Source organism: Halomonas rhizosphaerae, assembly GCF_030012485.1.
Classification (GTDB): domain Bacteria; phylum Pseudomonadota; class Gammaproteobacteria; order Pseudomonadales; family Halomonadaceae; genus Halomonas; species Halomonas rhizosphaerae.
This window is the reverse complement of the sequence record NZ_JASCQQ010000003.1, coordinates 60,212-73,888: the sequence shown is the minus strand read 5'-3', so window position 1 is coordinate 73,888 and position 13,677 is coordinate 60,212. Positions and strand designations below refer to the sequence as shown.

At 69.1% G+C, this 13,677-nt stretch carries 14 protein-coding genes; 4 read left to right on the top strand and 10 right to left on the bottom strand.

From position 1 onward, the window contains the following. Nucleotides 1-57: 57 nt before the first annotated feature. Together ubiA and QLQ86_RS00525 are read right to left on the bottom strand one after the other, a co-directional pair. Nucleotides 58-954 (bottom strand): 4-hydroxybenzoate octaprenyltransferase, encoded by an 897-nt coding sequence (gene ubiA / locus QLQ86_RS00530; protein WP_282733954.1) that lies wholly within the window; start codon nt 952-954, stop codon nt 58-60. A 36-nt stretch (nt 955-990) separates the two neighbouring features. Next, entirely contained in the window at nt 991-1,527 is a 537-nt protein-coding gene (locus QLQ86_RS00525) for a chorismate--pyruvate lyase family protein (RefSeq protein ID WP_282815598.1), read from the bottom strand. 153 nt (nt 1,528-1,680) lie between these two features. Between QLQ86_RS00525 and QLQ86_RS00520 the strand changes: the two genes are divergently transcribed. From QLQ86_RS00520 to QLQ86_RS00510, 3 genes are all read left to right on the top strand, one after another. Beyond that, entirely contained in the window at nt 1,681-2,841 is a 1,161-nt protein-coding gene (locus QLQ86_RS00520; protein ID WP_282815597.1) for an NAD(P)/FAD-dependent oxidoreductase, read from the top strand. A 222-nt stretch (nt 2,842-3,063) separates the two neighbouring features. Next, nucleotides 3,064-3,339: an HU family DNA-binding protein gene (locus QLQ86_RS00515; protein ID WP_040183570.1), complete on the top strand. Its 276-nt coding sequence runs from the start codon at nt 3,064-3,066 to the stop codon at nt 3,337-3,339. A 63-nt stretch (nt 3,340-3,402) separates the two neighbouring features. Beyond that, the gene (locus QLQ86_RS00510) at nt 3,403-3,759 is read left to right on the top strand and encodes a hypothetical protein (protein ID WP_282733956.1); all 357 of its coding nucleotides are present in this window, start codon (nt 3,403-3,405) and stop codon (nt 3,757-3,759) included. Between the two features lie 102 nt (nt 3,760-3,861). Here the strand turns inward: QLQ86_RS00510 and recG are convergent, their stop codons facing one another. Continuing rightward, nucleotides 3,862-5,943: an ATP-dependent DNA helicase RecG gene (recG, locus tag QLQ86_RS00505; protein WP_282733957.1), complete on the bottom strand. Its 2,082-nt coding sequence runs from the start codon at nt 5,941-5,943 to the stop codon at nt 3,862-3,864. Then, a complete protein-coding gene (locus QLQ86_RS00500) occupies nt 5,940-6,860 on the bottom strand; it encodes a hydrogen peroxide-inducible genes activator (RefSeq protein ID WP_282733958.1) in 921 nt (306 codons plus the stop codon). Before QLQ86_RS00500 ends, recG begins: the two co-directional genes overlap by 4 nt. 114 nt (nt 6,861-6,974) lie before the next feature. On the opposite strand from QLQ86_RS00500, the gene QLQ86_RS00495 reads away from it, so the two are divergent. Further along, on the top strand, nt 6,975-7,847 hold the full coding sequence (locus QLQ86_RS00495; protein WP_282815596.1) for an SDR family oxidoreductase: 873 nt from the start codon (nt 6,975-6,977) through the stop codon (nt 7,845-7,847). A gap of 27 nt (nt 7,848-7,874) precedes the next feature. Here QLQ86_RS00495 and thpR read toward each other — a convergent pair whose 3' ends face one another. The 6 genes from thpR to glsB form a co-directional block, all read right to left on the bottom strand. Continuing rightward, a complete protein-coding gene (thpR, locus tag QLQ86_RS00490) occupies nt 7,875-8,390 on the bottom strand; it encodes an RNA 2',3'-cyclic phosphodiesterase (RefSeq protein ID WP_282733960.1) in 516 nt (171 codons plus the stop codon). Nucleotides 8,391-8,513: 123 nt separating this feature from the next. Further along, nucleotides 8,514-8,903 (bottom strand): RidA family protein, encoded by a 390-nt coding sequence (locus tag QLQ86_RS00485; RefSeq protein WP_282733961.1) that lies wholly within the window; start codon nt 8,901-8,903, stop codon nt 8,514-8,516. A gap of 83 nt (nt 8,904-8,986) precedes the next feature. Beyond that, nucleotides 8,987-11,122: a RelA/SpoT family protein gene (locus tag QLQ86_RS00480; protein ID WP_282815595.1), complete on the bottom strand. Its 2,136-nt coding sequence runs from the start codon at nt 11,120-11,122 to the stop codon at nt 8,987-8,989. A 66-nt stretch (nt 11,123-11,188) separates the two neighbouring features. After that, a complete protein-coding gene (gene rpoZ, locus QLQ86_RS00475; protein ID WP_278032308.1) occupies nt 11,189-11,452 on the bottom strand; it encodes a DNA-directed RNA polymerase subunit omega in 264 nt (87 codons plus the stop codon). Between the two features lie 173 nt (nt 11,453-11,625). Continuing rightward, nucleotides 11,626-12,240 (bottom strand): guanylate kinase, encoded by a 615-nt coding sequence (gene gmk, locus QLQ86_RS00470; protein WP_282733963.1) that lies wholly within the window; start codon nt 12,238-12,240, stop codon nt 11,626-11,628. Nucleotides 12,241-12,634: 394 nt separating this feature from the next. Further along, nucleotides 12,635-13,624, bottom strand: a complete 990-nt coding sequence (gene glsB / locus QLQ86_RS00465; RefSeq protein WP_282733964.1) for a glutaminase B — start codon at nt 13,622-13,624, stop codon at nt 12,635-12,637. Nucleotides 13,625-13,677: the final 53 nt, after the last annotated feature.

Below are 13,677 nucleotides of genomic sequence, written 5' to 3'. Positions count from 1 at the left end.
GATGACAGCACGTCATGATGACAATAGCGTGACAGGTTCGGCCTGTCGCCCGCCCGCTCAGCCGCCGTTCACCGTCGGCCACAGGGAGAGCGCGATGCCGGCGAAGACCAGCAGGCCCGACCAGTGGTTGTTGAGGAAGGCCTGGAAGCAGCGGTCCCGGTCCCGCTCGCGGATGAGGAACTGCTGGTGCACGAAGGTCGCCGCCATGGCGGCGAGCCCCAGCCAGAAGAAGCCCCCCAGCGCCAGCAGCCCGCCGGCCCAGGCCAGCAGCCCCAGGGTCAGGCCCTGCAGCAGGCCGATCATCAGCCGGTCGGCGCGGCCGAACAACACCGCGGTGGACTTGATGCCGATCTTCAGGTCATCGTCGCGGTCGACCATGGCGTACTCGGTGTCGTAGGCCACCGTCCAGGCCACGTTGGCGGCGAACAGCAGCCAGGCGACCGGGGGTAGCGTTCCCAGCACGGCACCGAAGGCCATGGGAATCGCCCAGGAGAAGGCCGCGCCGAGGAAGGCCTGGGGCAGGTGGGTGTAGCGCTTCATGAAGGGGTAGATGAAGGCCAGGATGACCCCCACCACCGAGAGCATCACCGTGAAGAGGTTGGTGAACCAGACCAGCACGAAGGCGGCCATCACCAGCATCAGGAACAGCGCCTGAGCCTCCCCCTCGCTGATCCGGCCGGTGGCCAGGGGGCGGTTCCTGGTGCGCTTGACGTGGCCGTCGAAGTGGCGGTCGGCATAGTCGTTGACCACGCAGCCGGCGGCGCGCATCAGGTAGACCCCGGCCACGAAGATCAGCAGCACCTTGCGACCGGGGATGCCCTCGGCGGCGACCCACAGGGCCCAGAGGGTGGGCCACATCAGCAGCCAGGTGCCGATGGGGCGGTCGAGGCGGGTCAGGTGCAGGAAGTCGGGCACCCGGGCCAGGCCCCTGGGGTGCATCAGGGATCGATCCATCTCGGTCTCTCGCATGTGGAAGCTTGCCGGCAGAGCCTAGCGTGAAGGCAGCCCGAGGTCATCCGCCATGCGCTCGAGAAAGAACTCCTGGACCAGCACGGCGAAGCGCCGGTGGCGGAACAGCGAGCGGCGCGCCCAGGGGCCCGGGGCGGCGTGGAAGGGGGCCGGGTCGGCACTGACCTCCAGGGGGCCGCGCTCCAGGTCCGGCTGGCGGAACAGCCAGCTGCCCAGAGAGCGCTCGCCCAGGCGGTCGAGCCGCTGGCCGTGCAGCCCGTCCAGGGGCACCACCGAGCGCGCCACCACCCAGGGGCGCTCGTCGAGGCACAGCGCCACTTCGCGTAGCCAGGCATGGCGGGCCGGGGGGAGGCCCAGGGCCAGCGCCTCGTCGCGACGTGGCCGGCCGAGGCGCTGGTCCAGCAGCCGGACCCTGAAGGCACGCTGGCCGCCGGCGCTGATCAGCCGGGCGGTGAGCGAGTCGCGGGAGGCGACCCACTGCCACCAGGCAGCGCTTATGGCAGGGCGCGCCGCCGCCAGGGGGCGCCAGCGGGGATCGCTTCCCGGGCCGTTGCTCACCGTCACTCTCCGCGTCGATTTCGGGGGCGGCTAGTGTACCATGGCGACCGGAAACGCTTATCGTGGCCGGCCGCGAGAGCCAGGAAAACTCCAGTCAGCCCCGATCAAAAGAAGACAAATCTGATCTCGACGGCCCCTGCAGGAAGGATTGCCATGGCTGCACCCCTGACCATCATCGGTTCCGGCATGGCGGGCCTGGGCCTGCTGCGCCAGCTGCGCGGGCAGGACCCGGCACGACCGATGACGCTGATCACCGCCGACAGCGGCGATGACTATTCCAAGCCGCTGCTCTCCACCGGTTTCGCCAAGCGCCTGCCGCCGGAGCACCTGGCGGCACGCTCGGCCCTGGAGGTCGCAGCCGATCTCGGGGCCGTGGTGCGGACCCACACCCGGGTGGAGGCCATCGACCCGGTGGAGCGCACCCTGACCATCGGCACCGAGACCCTGCCCTGGAGCGAGCTGGTGCTGGCCACCGGCGCCGCGCCGGTGCGCCCTTTCACGGTGCCCGACGCCGTGGCCGACCGGGTCTTCAGCGTCAATGACCTGGACGACTATCGCGCCTTCCACGCGGCTCTGGAGGCGCTGGGCAGGCCGGCACGCGTGGCGATCATCGGCGTTGGCCTGGTGGGCTGCGAGTTCGCCAACGACCTCGCCGCCGGCGGCCACGCCGTCGAGCTGATAGCCCCGGAGCCGGCCCCCCTGCCGCGCCTGGTGCCGGAGCCCCTGGGACGCGCCCTGGGCGAGGCTTTCCGGGAGGCGGGCATGGTGCTGCACAGCGGACGCCAGCTGGTGGCCCTGGGGGCGGATGGCGCCTCCGTCGGCCTGGAACTCGATGATGGCGCCTCGCTCTCGGCCGACCTGGTGCTGGTGGCCACGGGGCTGCGGCCGCGTACCGCCCTGGCCGAATCGGCCGGGCTCAGGGTCAGCGAGGCCGGCATCCACACCGACCGGCACCTGGCCACCTCGGCGCCGGGCATCCATGCCCTGGGCGATGCGGCCTGCGTCGACGGCGTCAATGCCATGTACGTGCAGCCGCTGCTGGCCAGTGCCAAGGCCCTGGCCAGCACCCTGACCGGTACTCCCTCCGCGGTGACCTATGGCCCCTGGCCGGTGCTGGTCAAGACCCCCTTGCTGCCGGTGGTGGCCCTTCCGCCGGCCCGTCCCCCGTCCCGCTGGCGCCTCGAGGGCGAGGGCGGTGACCTGACCGCCCTGGCCGAGGCCGAGGACGGACGTTTGATCGGATTTGCGTTGACAGGACGCTGCGTCCGTCGGAAAGTCGAACTGGCGCGAGCCGCGCCGCCGTTGCTAGGCTAGTCTCGTCAACGACGGGGCCTGCAGCGGATAGCGAGCCGGCAAGGCAGCGGCGTTGAGGACCGGTATCATCCGCATGTCGTTTCCCGAGATCTCCCCGTCTGCGGCACGAGGCCCCGGGATCGAGTGAGCCGGCATGCGCGTGATGCACTGACAGGTCATATGCCATAACAACACCGCCGGTGGTGATCGCCGGCAACATGATGCCAATACCAGGAGGGCTGTATGCGCAAGCCAGAACTCGCCGCGGCGATTGCCGAGCGTGCCGATCTTTCCAAGGACAAGGCGAGCCAGGTGCTCAATGTGATCCTCGACGAGATTACCGGTAGCGTTTCCCAGGGTCAGGATGTCACCCTTATCGGCTTCGGTACCTTCAGCGTGCGCGAGCGAGCCGCGCGCACCGGCAAGAACCCCCAGACCGGCCAGCCGCTGACCATTCCGGCCAGCAAGACCGTCGCCTTCAAGCCGGGCAAGGGCCTCAAGGACGCCGTCGCGAAATAAGGCATTGCGGCCCGTCCCGTGCGGGTCGCCCAACCACTCCCTGTTCCCGGTGGCGGAGCCGATATGAAGCTGCGAATGATGTTGTGGCTGCTCGGGCTGATGCTCAAGCGTGCCCTGCGCCGCAAGGCGCGGTTCCGCGAACTGCTCGGCGAGATGCGTGGCCTCGACTGGGGCATCGCCACCGAGGACCTCTCCATCGCCCGCCACTACCGCATGTCGCCCCGCGGTATCCGCGCGGGCCGCGGCCTGCCGGTGGACCTTGACCTGGAGCTGCGCTTCGAGGACGAGGCCACGGCCATCAAGGTCCTCAAGAAGCCCACCCAGCAGGCCTTTCTCGACGGCATGATGGCCGGCAGCGTGCGCCTGGTCGGCGATTCCGGCGACCTGCAGAAGCTGCAGAAGCTTCTCAAGCATTTGTAAGCACGAGCTGAAAGCGCCGAGCGCCAAGCAAGACGTTGCCCCTTCCCGCCCGTTACGCCCAGCCCCTTATACGCGGATCCTCTGCTTGGCAGCTTGGCGCTGTCACACCTGCCCGTAGCGTCCCGCTTCCTCCCCCAGCCAGCGCCTGATCAGCGGGCGGCTGGCCTGGGGATGCTCGTCGAGTAGCGCCTCGGCCAACGGGGCGACGCGGTCCAGCAGGTCGGCGTCGCGCTCCAGGTCGGCGACCTTCATCTGCGCAAGCCCCGTCTGGCGGGTGCCCAGCACCTCGCCGGGACCCCGGATCTCGAGGTCCTTCTCGGCGATGCGAAAGCCGTCGGTGGTCTCGCGCATCACCGCCAGGCGCTCCCGGGAGTGGGCGGACAGCGGCGGGTGATAGAGCAGCACGCAGAAGCTCTCGACGGCGCCGCGTCCCACCCGCCCGCGCAGCTGGTGGAGCTGGGAGAGGCCCAGGCGCTCGGGGTTCTCGATGATCATCAGGCTGGCATTGGGCACGTCGACCCCCACCTCGATCACCGTGGTGGCAACCAGCAGGTCCAGCTCGCCGGCCTTGAAGGCCTCCATCACCGCGGCCTTCTCGCTGGCCTTCATGCGCCCGTGGACCAGGCCGATGGCCAGTTCCGGCAGGGTCTCGACGAGCTCGTCGCGGGTCGCCTCGGCGGCCTGGCACTCCAGTACCTCGGACTCCTCGATCAGGGTGCAGACCCAGTAGGCCTGGCGCCCCTCGGCGCAGGCGTGGCGGATGCGCGCCATCACCTCGGGGCGCCGCTCATCGGGCATCACCACCGTCTTCACCGGGGTCCGGCCCGGGGGTAGCTCGTCGATCACCGAGACGTCCAGGTCGGCATAGGCGCTCATCGCCAGGGTGCGCGGGATCGGGGTGGCGGTCATCACCAGCTGGTGGGGCGTCAGGCCGCCGGCCTCGCCCTTTTCGCGCAGCGCGAGGCGCTGGTGGACGCCGAAGCGGTGCTGCTCGTCGATGATTGCCAGGCCCAGGCGCTGGAAGTGCACGTCGCCCTGGAAGAGCGCGTGGGTCCCCACCACCATGCGGGCCCGGCCGTCCTGGATGGCCGCCTTGGTGTCGAGTCGCGCCTTGCCCTTGAGCTTGCCGGACAGCCAGGCCACCTCGATGCCCAGCGGCTCGAACCAGGCGCTGAAGGTGCGGTAGTGCTGCTCGGCGAGGATCTCGGTCGGGGCCATCATCGCCGCCTGGCAGTCGGCGGCGATGGCCGAGAGCGCCGCCATGGCGGCGACCACCGTCTTGCCCGAGCCCACGTCGCCCTGAACCAGGCGCAGCATGGGCACCTGGCGTGCCTGGTCGGCGGCGATCTCGTCGAGCACCCGGCGCTGGGCGCCGGTCAGCGAGAAGGGCAGCTGGGTCAGGAAGCGCGCCTGAAGGCTGCGGCCGCCGGGCAGGGCCGGGGCGCCGTCCTCCTGGATGCGCTGGCGCACCTCCTGCAGGCTGAGCCGGTGGGCGAGCAGCTCCTCAAGAGCCAGGCGGCGCCGCGCCGGGTGCCGGCCGGCCGCCAGCTGCTCCGCGTCGGCCTCCGGCGGCGGCCGGTGCAGGGTGTCCAGGCAGTGGTGAAGCTCGGGCAGGCCGAAGCGCTGGCGCAGGGGCGCGGGAATGCCGTCGGGGAGGGCGTCTGGAGCGGCATCCAGGCGGGCCAGGGCCTGGTCGATCAGCGCCCGCAGGCGGGTCTGGTGGAGGCCCTCGGTGGCCGGGTAGATGGGCGTCAGGTGGTCCTCCACCGGCGCCTCGCCACCGGCCAGCAGGCGGTACTCCGGGTGATAGAGCTCCAGGCCGGTGGCGCCGGCGCGGGCCTCGCCGAAGGCGCGCACTCTCGCCCCGGTCTGGAATTGCTGCTGCTGTGCCGGGGAGAAGTGGAAGAAGCGCAGGCTGAGGATCCCGGAGCCGTCGCGCAGGCGCACCAGCAGGCTGCGCCGGCGGCCGCGCACCACCTCGCCGGCCACCACCTCGCCCTCCACCACGGCCTCGTGGCCCGCGCGCAGGGTGGCGATGGGAGTGATGCGGGTACGGTCCTGGTAGCGCAGCGGCAGGTGAAACAGCAGGTCGCTGACGCGCTCGATGCCCAGCCGGGCCAGCTTGAGCGACAGCGCCTCGCCGACGCCCTTGAGCTCCGTGACGGGCGCGTCGAGCTCGTTCATGCCGGCTCGAGCTCTGCCTGACGGCAGTGCGCGATGGCCTCGGTGACGGCATCGATGGCCCGGGGCCGGGGGAAGCTGGCGCGCCAGGCGATCGCCACGGTCCGTGCGGGTGCCGGGGCGGTGAAGGGGCGGCTGATCAGCATGCCGCTCTCGTAATGGCCGGTGCCGATGGCCGAGTGGGGCAGTACGGTGATGCCGAGCCGTGAGGCCACCATGTGGCGAATGGTCTCCAGCGACCCGCCCTCGGCGGTGAGGGTGTTGGAGGGGCTGTTGAGCTGGTGGCTGATGGCTGGGCAGGCCTCGAGGATCTGGTCACGGAAGCAGTGGCCCTCGCCGAGCAGCAGTAGGCGCTCCTCCAGCAGGTCCTCCTTGTCGATGCTCTCCCGGGAGGCCCAGCGGTGGTCGGCCGGCAGCAGCACTTCGAAGGCCTCCTCGTAGAGCGGCTTGGTGACCACGTCGGTCTCAGTGAAGGGCAGCGCGATGATGATGGCGTCGAGCTCGCCGCTGCGCAGCTTGCGGCGCAGGTTGCCGGTGAAGCCCTCCTCGATGTAGAGCGGCATCTGCGGCGCACGCCGGGAGAGCTCCGGGATCAGGTGGGGGAAGAGGTAGGGGCCGATGGTGTAGATGGCGCCGATGCGCAGGGGGCTCGCCAGCTGGTCGCGACCGGCCGTGGCGAGTTCCTTGATGACGCTGCTCTGTTCCAGTACGCGCTGCGCCTGCTCGACGATCTTCTCGCCCAGCGGGGTGACCTGCACGGTGGATTTCGAGCGTTCGAACAGCGCCACGCCCAGCTCTTCCTCGAGCTTCTTGACGGCCACCGACAGGGTCGGCTGGGAGACGAAGCAGCGCTCCGCCGCGCGTCCGAAATGGCGCTCCTGGGCCAGTGTCACGATGTAGCGGAGTTCTGTTAGAGTCATTGTGGTGCCGGCAGGCATCCTCTTCCGAAACGGGTGAAGGTCCCAGTGATCTCGCCCGATGCACAGGGACACAATAATGCCAATAGGGACTTTTTATCAGGGGGCGAGGGAAAGGTGAAGACAACGACACTGATTCTGGGCTGTGGCGACATCGGCATGGCCCTGGGACGCGAGCTGCGCGAGGCGGGGCACCGGGTGATCGGGGCGCGCCGCAACACTCGCGCGCTGGAAGGCAGCGGACTGGAGGCCGTCGCGGTCGACTTGAATGACCCGGCCACCCTGGCCGGGCTGCCGGACGCCGATACGCTGGTCTACGTGGTCAGCGCCGACCGCTTCGATGAGGCGGCCTATCGTGCCGCCTACCTCGATGGCCTGACCGCGGTGCTGGCCGAGTTCGCCGGTCGCGACAAGGCGCCCGGACGGGTGTTCTTCGTCTCCTCGACCAGCGTCTACGCCCAGCGGGATGGCGAGGTGGTCGACGAGACCAGCCCCGCCGAGCCCTCGGGCTTCTCGGGCCTGCTGATGTGCGAGGCCGAGCAGGCGCTGATCGACCATGACCTTCCGGGTACCGTGGTGCGCTTCTCGGGCATCTACGGCCCGGGTCGAGATCGCTTGATTCACCAGGTCGGCGAGGGGCGCATCGCCCCCTCGAGCCCCGTCATGTACTCCAACCGCATCCACCGTGACGACTGCGCCGGGGTGCTGGCACACCTGATCGGTCGGCACCTGGCCGGCGAGTCGCTCGAGGCGCTCTACCTCGCCAGCGACTGCGAGCCGGCCCCCCTGCACGAGGTGATGGCCTGGCTGGCGAAGCAGTTGAAGGTCGAGGCCACCGAGACCATCCAGTCGCCGCTGCGCCGCCGCGCCAGCAAGCGCTGCGACAACACCCGGCTGCTCGAGAGCGGCTATCGCTTCCGCTATCCCAGCTTCCGCGAGGGCTATGCCCAGGTGCTGAAGCAAGGGGGCTTCCTGCCAGAAAGGGCCTGATGGAGACCCGAGAGAAAGACGGCCCGCTCAGGCCGACGACGAGCGGGCCAGGGTCGCGTAGCGGGCCCCGTCCTTCTCGGTGAAGGAGCGCACCAGCGAGAGCCGCCGCCAGGGCCAGACCAGGTCGAGCGAGGGCAGTCCCCGAGTCTCCAGGTGGTGGGCGCGGCGCAGCAGGGTAACGTGGGGCACGAAGTGCCCCGGCCTGTGGTTGAAGCCGAACGCTGCCAGCTCTTTCCACAGTGCTTCATGGAGGCGCACCAGCTCAGGGTCCGGCGTCTGGCCGCCGACCCAGACGATGCCGGGGCGACGGAAAGCCCCCCAGGCATCGAGTCGCCACTCCCCCGCCGGGATCGACCGCTCGCCGACCCAGGCCGCGAGCGCCGCTGCTCGCTCCTCGGCCACCTCGCCGAGGAAGGCCAGCGTCAGGTGCAGGCTATCGTCGGGCATGCGGCGCCCACCGCAGCGGGCCTGGGCGAGCTCGGCCAGCTCGCCGAGCTGCTGGCGCAGCGTCTCGGGAGGCTCCAGCGCCAGAAATAATCTCATAGAAGTGGCCGAATCAATCGCCGAGCGGGATGAAGCACAAGGCGCACAGCGCGCAGGAACTGAGGATTCCGAGCGCTGTGCAACGCAGTGATTCGCCCGCGCAGGCATTTATTCGGATGCTTATCAGTCGCCGATGACCATTATGCCCTCGGCCTCGAACTGCGCCCCCTTGGGCAGCGCCTTGACGCCGATGGCGGCTCGGGCCGGGTAGGGTTTGTCGAAGAACTCCTCCATCACCTCGTTGACCACGGCGAAGTGCTCCAGGTCGACCAGGTAGAGGTTGAGCTTGACCACGTCCTGCAGGGTGCCGGCGGCCTCCTCGCAGACGGCCTTGAGATTGGTGAAGACCTGGCGTGCCTGGGCCTCGAAGTCATCGGAGACGAGCGCCATGGTGGCCGGGTCCAGCGGGATCTGCCCGGACAGGTAGACGGTGTTGCCGGCCTTGATGGCCTGGGAGTAGGGGCCGATGGCGGCGGGGGCCTGGTCGGTGTTGATCACGGCCTTGTTGCTCATGGTGGTGCTCCTTTCAGTCCAGCGTCGTGAAATGGGAAAGCCGCCCGCCCACCGCGCCATGCGGCTGGCGGGACGGCATGGGTTCAGTTGCCGAGGCGGGTGATGCGGCCCACGTGGGCGAGGTTGCGCAGGCGCTTGATGATCCGCGCCAGGTGCACGCGGTTGCGTACCGAGAGGATGAGGTTGACGATCGACAGCCGCGCGTCGCGCTCCTCGATGCCGATGCGTTCGATGTTGGCGCCGGCGTCGGTGACCAGGGCGGCGAGCTCCGCCACCAGGCCGCGGCGGCTTTCCACCTCCAGGCGCAGGGCGGCCGGGAAGTCCTCGTCGATGTCGTCGGACCATTCCAGGGCGAACAGCTTGTCCGGGTCGTTCCTGAGCTCGGCGAGGTTACGGCACTCGGCGCGGTGGACCACGATGCCCTTGCCCGCGGACAGGTGGCCGATCACCGGGTCGCCGGGCAGCGGGCGACAGCAGCGGGCGAACTTGATCACCATGCCCTCGGCGCCGCTGATCACGATCGGCCCCTGGGCGCGCTGCGGGTCCTCCGTGGTATCGCCCGACTCGCCCTGCTGCAGGTCGAGCAGCCGGCGGGCCACCACATGGGCGACCCGGGTGCCCAGCCCGATGGATTCCAGCAGGCTCTCCTCCCCCTTCAGCGAATGCTCCCTGAGCAGGCTGGCAAGCAGGCCCTCCGGCAACTCCTCCAGGCTGGTCTCGAACGGCGCCAGGGCCTTGTTGAGCAGGCGCCGACCGAGCTGCACCGCCTCGGTGTGCTGCTGGTGCTTCAGCGCATGGCGGATCGCCGAGCGCGCCTTGGCGGTGACCACGAAATTGAGCCAGGCCAGGTTGGGTCGCGCCCCCGGGGCGGTGATGATCTCCAGCGTCTGGCCGCTCTCCAGGCGGGTCGAGAGCGGGGCCAGGTGCCGGTCGATGCGACAGGCGATGCAGCCGTTGCCGATATCGGTGTGCACGCTGTAGGCGAAGTCGATCACCGTGGCACCCTGGGGCAGCTCCATGATGTCGCCCTTGGGCGTGAAGACGTAGATGTCGTCGGGGAAGAGGTCGTTCTTGACGTGCTCGATGAACTCCAGGGAATCTCCGGCGTGGCGCTGCATCTCCAGCAGGCCCTTGACCCAGGCCCGGGCCCGGGCATGGCTGCCCTGGGCAATGGGGTGCTCGGTCTGGCCGGCCTTGTAGAGCCAGTGGGCGGCGATGCCGTTGTTGGCCAGTGCCTCCATCTCGCGGGTGCGGATCTGCACCTCGATGGGCATGCCGCCCCGGCCGAACAGGGTGGTGTGCAGGCTCTGGTAGCCGTTGGCCTTGGGGATGGCGATGTAGTCCTTGAAGCGCCCCGGCACCGGCTTGTAGAGATTGTGGACCACGCCGAGGATGCGGTAGCAACTGTCGACGTCCTCGGTGATGATGCGAAAGCCGAACACGTCCATGATCTCGGCGAAGGACTTCCGCTGGTCGCGCATCTTGCGATAGATCGACAGCAGGTGCTTCTGGCGGCCGATCACCGTGCCCGGCAGGCCCTCGTCGTCGAGGCTTTGCTGCAGGCTGGTCTGGAGCTGGCGGATCGTCGAGCGGCGATGGCCCCGGGCGCTGGAGACGGCGCGCTTGATGCGCTCGGCGCGCATCGGGTAGAGGGCCTGGAACGACAGGTCCTCGAGCTCGACCCGGATGGTGTTGATGCCCAACCGGCTGGCGATACGGGCATAGATCTCCAGGGTCTCGCGGGCGATGCGGCGCTTCTTCTCGGGGCGCAGGGCGCCCAGGGTGCGCATGTTGTGCAGGCGGTCGGCGAGCTTGACGATGATCACGCGGATGTCCCGGGACATCGCCAGCACCATCTTCTGGAAGTTCTCGGCCTGGGCGACCGCCTTGTCCTCGAAGGTGATCTGGGTCAGCTTGGAGACGCCGTCGACCAGTTCGGCGACGGGCTTACCGAACTGCTCGCCCAGGGCCTTCTTGGAGATGCCGGTGTCCTCGATGACATCGTGCAGCATGGCGGCCATCAGGCTCTGATGGTCCATGTGCATGTTGGCCAGGATGTTGGCCACCGCCAGGGGATGCGTGACGTAGGGCTCCCCGGAACGGCGACGCTGGCCGTCGTGGGCCTGCTCGGCATAGTAGAAGGCGCGCCTGACCTGCCGGATCTCGTCCTGGGGAAGGTAGCCGCCGAGTCGGTCGGCCAGGTCATCGATGGTGAACATGCGGCGCGCCCTGAATGCTGCGTGGTGGCCCTGCGGGAAAGCGCTCCTGCGCCGGGAGGGGCAGGATCACTCCTCGACGTGGGTGCCCGGCTCGAACTCGGGCCGGACCCGCACCGGCGCCGCCTCGACGGGCTCGTCGAGCACGCTGGCGTCGACCAGCCCCTCGGCGATCTCGCGCAGGGCCATGACGGTGGGCTTGTCGTTCTCCCAGGGCAAGAGGGCGTCGCGGGAGCCACGGGCCAGCTGGCGGGCACGGTGAGTGGAGATCATCACCAGCTTGAAGCGGTTTTCGACGTTTTCCAGACAATCTTCGACGGTGACACGTGCCATGGATGCCTTCCTGAATAATGCTGACGGGCAAAACCCCGGCCGGCGTGGGAACGCCCCGGGAATTCCACCGATGGGTAGACCGGATAGATTACTCGACGCCAGGTTGCCCTGACAAGCGCCGCGGCGGGGTCAGGACAGGCGCCGCAGCCTCAAGACAAGCGCCGCTGCTGGCGTCAGGACAAGAGCGCGGCAAGCAGTGGGGCGTGGTGCTCGCTCACTCGCTCGCGGGTCAGGCGGCGGGCGATGACCAGCGACTGCAGCTCGCGCAGGGCGGTGGTGAAGTCGTCGTTGATCACCAGGTAGTCGTACTCGTCGTGGTGAGTCATCTCGTTCACCGCATCGCGCATGCGCCGGGCGACCACCGCGTGCTCGTCGGTACCGCGGCTGGCCAGACGGCGCTCCAGCTCTTCCCGGGAAGGGGGCAGGATGAAGACCGAGACGGCATCAGGCAGCTGCTGGCGAACCTGGCGGGCGCCCTGCCAGTCGATCTCCAGGATCACGTCCTGGCCGGCGGCGAGCATCGCCTCCACGGTGCGGCGCGAGGTGCCGTAGTAGTTGTCGAAGACCCGGGCATACTCGAAGAAGTCGCCGTGCTCGATCATCGCCTCGAAGGCCGGCACGTCCACGAAGTGGTAGTTGACGCCGTCCACCTCGCCCTCGCGGCGCTCACGGGTGGTGTGGGAGACCGAGACCTGGATGCCGTCGAGGCTTTCGATCAGCTCGCGGACCAGGCTGGTCTTGCCGGCACCGGAGGGAGCGGAAACGATGAAGAGCGTACCTTGGGCCATGAGCAGGGGTCCCCGACGTTACAACGGATGGTGAGCGGCTGCGGAAAGGGTGGAGTATCGCACAACTGGCTTGTCGCCCGCAGCACCCGGGCTTCGAGAACCGAGGCTGTCGCGGTTAATCAGGCTGCTCGGGGCTAAGACCGTCGACAGGTTTGCGAGGGGGCACTGTGACCCCATCCTAGGGCGCCACCGACGCCCTGCGGCGCTCTCGCATCCTGCGACGCTTGCAGGACCGGTGCTGGCCATCCCTGGCCAGCCCGTTCGGAGGAATCCTCCTCACGCGTGGCGTAGGACCCTCTCTTCGACTTGTCCCCGGCGCCGCTCGCCATGTCCGCCTGAGATAGCTCTGCCGTGGAGCTCGGCACGGTTGGCTGGGGCAGTCGGTGGTTAGGTGTCAGCAGGGAGTCGATGCATCGACGTAGTCCAAGGGCGCCTGATGCCAGCGCCCCAGGTCCTCGGCGATCAGCTCCAGGGCGTACTGGGCCGCCACCGAGTTGCCGCTGGCGTCGAGCGCCGGCGACCAGGCGCAGACCGACAGCCGGCCGGGCACGATGGCGACGATACCGCCGCCCACCCCGCTCTTCGCCGGCAGCCCCACGCGATAGGCGAAGTCCCCCGCGGCGTCGTACATGCCGGAGGTGAACATCAGGGCGTTGATGCGCTGTGCCATGGCGGGTGGGACGAAGGGCTCGCCCGTGGTCAGGGCGCGGCCGTCGGCCGCCAGGTAGTTCAGGGCGACGGCGAGGTCCGCACAACTCATGCGCAGCGCGCAGCAGGCGAAGTAGGCAGTCAGGACCTCGTCGACCTCGTTGTAGAGGTTGCCGAAGGCCTTCATCAGGTAGGCGGCGGCCGCATTGCGGGCGCGATGCCCCCATTCCGACGCCAGGACTTCGTGGTCGATCAGCACCCTGGGATTCCCGGACAGCGTCCGGGCGATGTCCTGCAGGTGCTTCGCCGGCGTGGCGAAGGCGCCGACCAGGTGATCGGCGACCACGATGGCCCCGGCGTTGATGAAGGGGTTGCGGGGCTTGCCCTGCTCCGTCTCGAGCTGCATCAGGGAGTTGAAGGGCATCCCCGAGGGGTTGAGCCCGACCCGCCGCCATAGGCCATCCCCATGGGTGCGCAGCGCCAGGCTCAGCAGCAGTACCTTCGACAGGCTCTGGATCGAGAAGGGTATCTCGGCGTCGCCGGCCATGTAGAGGTTGCCGTCGTTGGTGCAGACGGCGAGGCCGAAGCATGCGGGGTCCTGGTTCGCCAGGGCCGGGATGTAGTCGGCGATCCGCCCCATGCCGAGCCGGGTTCGCGCTCGACGCTCGATGTCGTTCACCCAGGCCTGCAACACCGGCGAGGTGCCGGGCCGTGGACAGGAGAGTGTGGCATTCATGCTGGTGACCTCGAGAGGCAGGGAAAATGGCCCGGACGGGGTCCGGGCCGGGT

Coding starts and splice junctions, on each gene's coding strand:
- ubiA (WP_282733954.1), bottom strand. CDS start 954: ATGGATCGATCCCTGATGCACCCCAGGGGCCTGGCCCGGGTGCCCGAC.
- QLQ86_RS00520 (WP_282815597.1), top strand. CDS start 1,681: ATGGCTGCACCCCTGACCATCATCGGTTCCGGCATGGCGGGCCTGGGC.
- QLQ86_RS00515 (WP_040183570.1), top strand. CDS start 3,064: ATGCGCAAGCCAGAACTCGCCGCGGCGATTGCCGAGCGTGCCGATCTT.
- QLQ86_RS00510 (WP_282733956.1), top strand. CDS start 3,403: ATGAAGCTGCGAATGATGTTGTGGCTGCTCGGGCTGATGCTCAAGCGT.
- recG (WP_282733957.1), bottom strand. CDS start 5,943: ATGAACGAGCTCGACGCGCCCGTCACGGAGCTCAAGGGCGTCGGCGAG.
- QLQ86_RS00500 (WP_282733958.1), bottom strand. CDS start 6,860: ATGACTCTAACAGAACTCCGCTACATCGTGACACTGGCCCAGGAGCGC.
- thpR (WP_282733960.1), bottom strand. CDS start 8,390: ATGAGATTATTTCTGGCGCTGGAGCCTCCCGAGACGCTGCGCCAGCAG.
- QLQ86_RS00485 (WP_282733961.1), bottom strand. CDS start 8,903: ATGAGCAACAAGGCCGTGATCAACACCGACCAGGCCCCCGCCGCCATC.
- QLQ86_RS00480 (WP_282815595.1), bottom strand. CDS start 11,122: ATGTTCACCATCGATGACCTGGCCGACCGACTCGGCGGCTACCTTCCC.
- rpoZ (WP_278032308.1), bottom strand. CDS start 11,452: ATGGCACGTGTCACCGTCGAAGATTGTCTGGAAAACGTCGAAAACCGC.
- gmk (WP_282733963.1), bottom strand. CDS start 12,240: ATGGCCCAAGGTACGCTCTTCATCGTTTCCGCTCCCTCCGGTGCCGGC.
- glsB (WP_282733964.1), bottom strand. CDS start 13,624: ATGAATGCCACACTCTCCTGTCCACGGCCCGGCACCTCGCCGGTGTTG.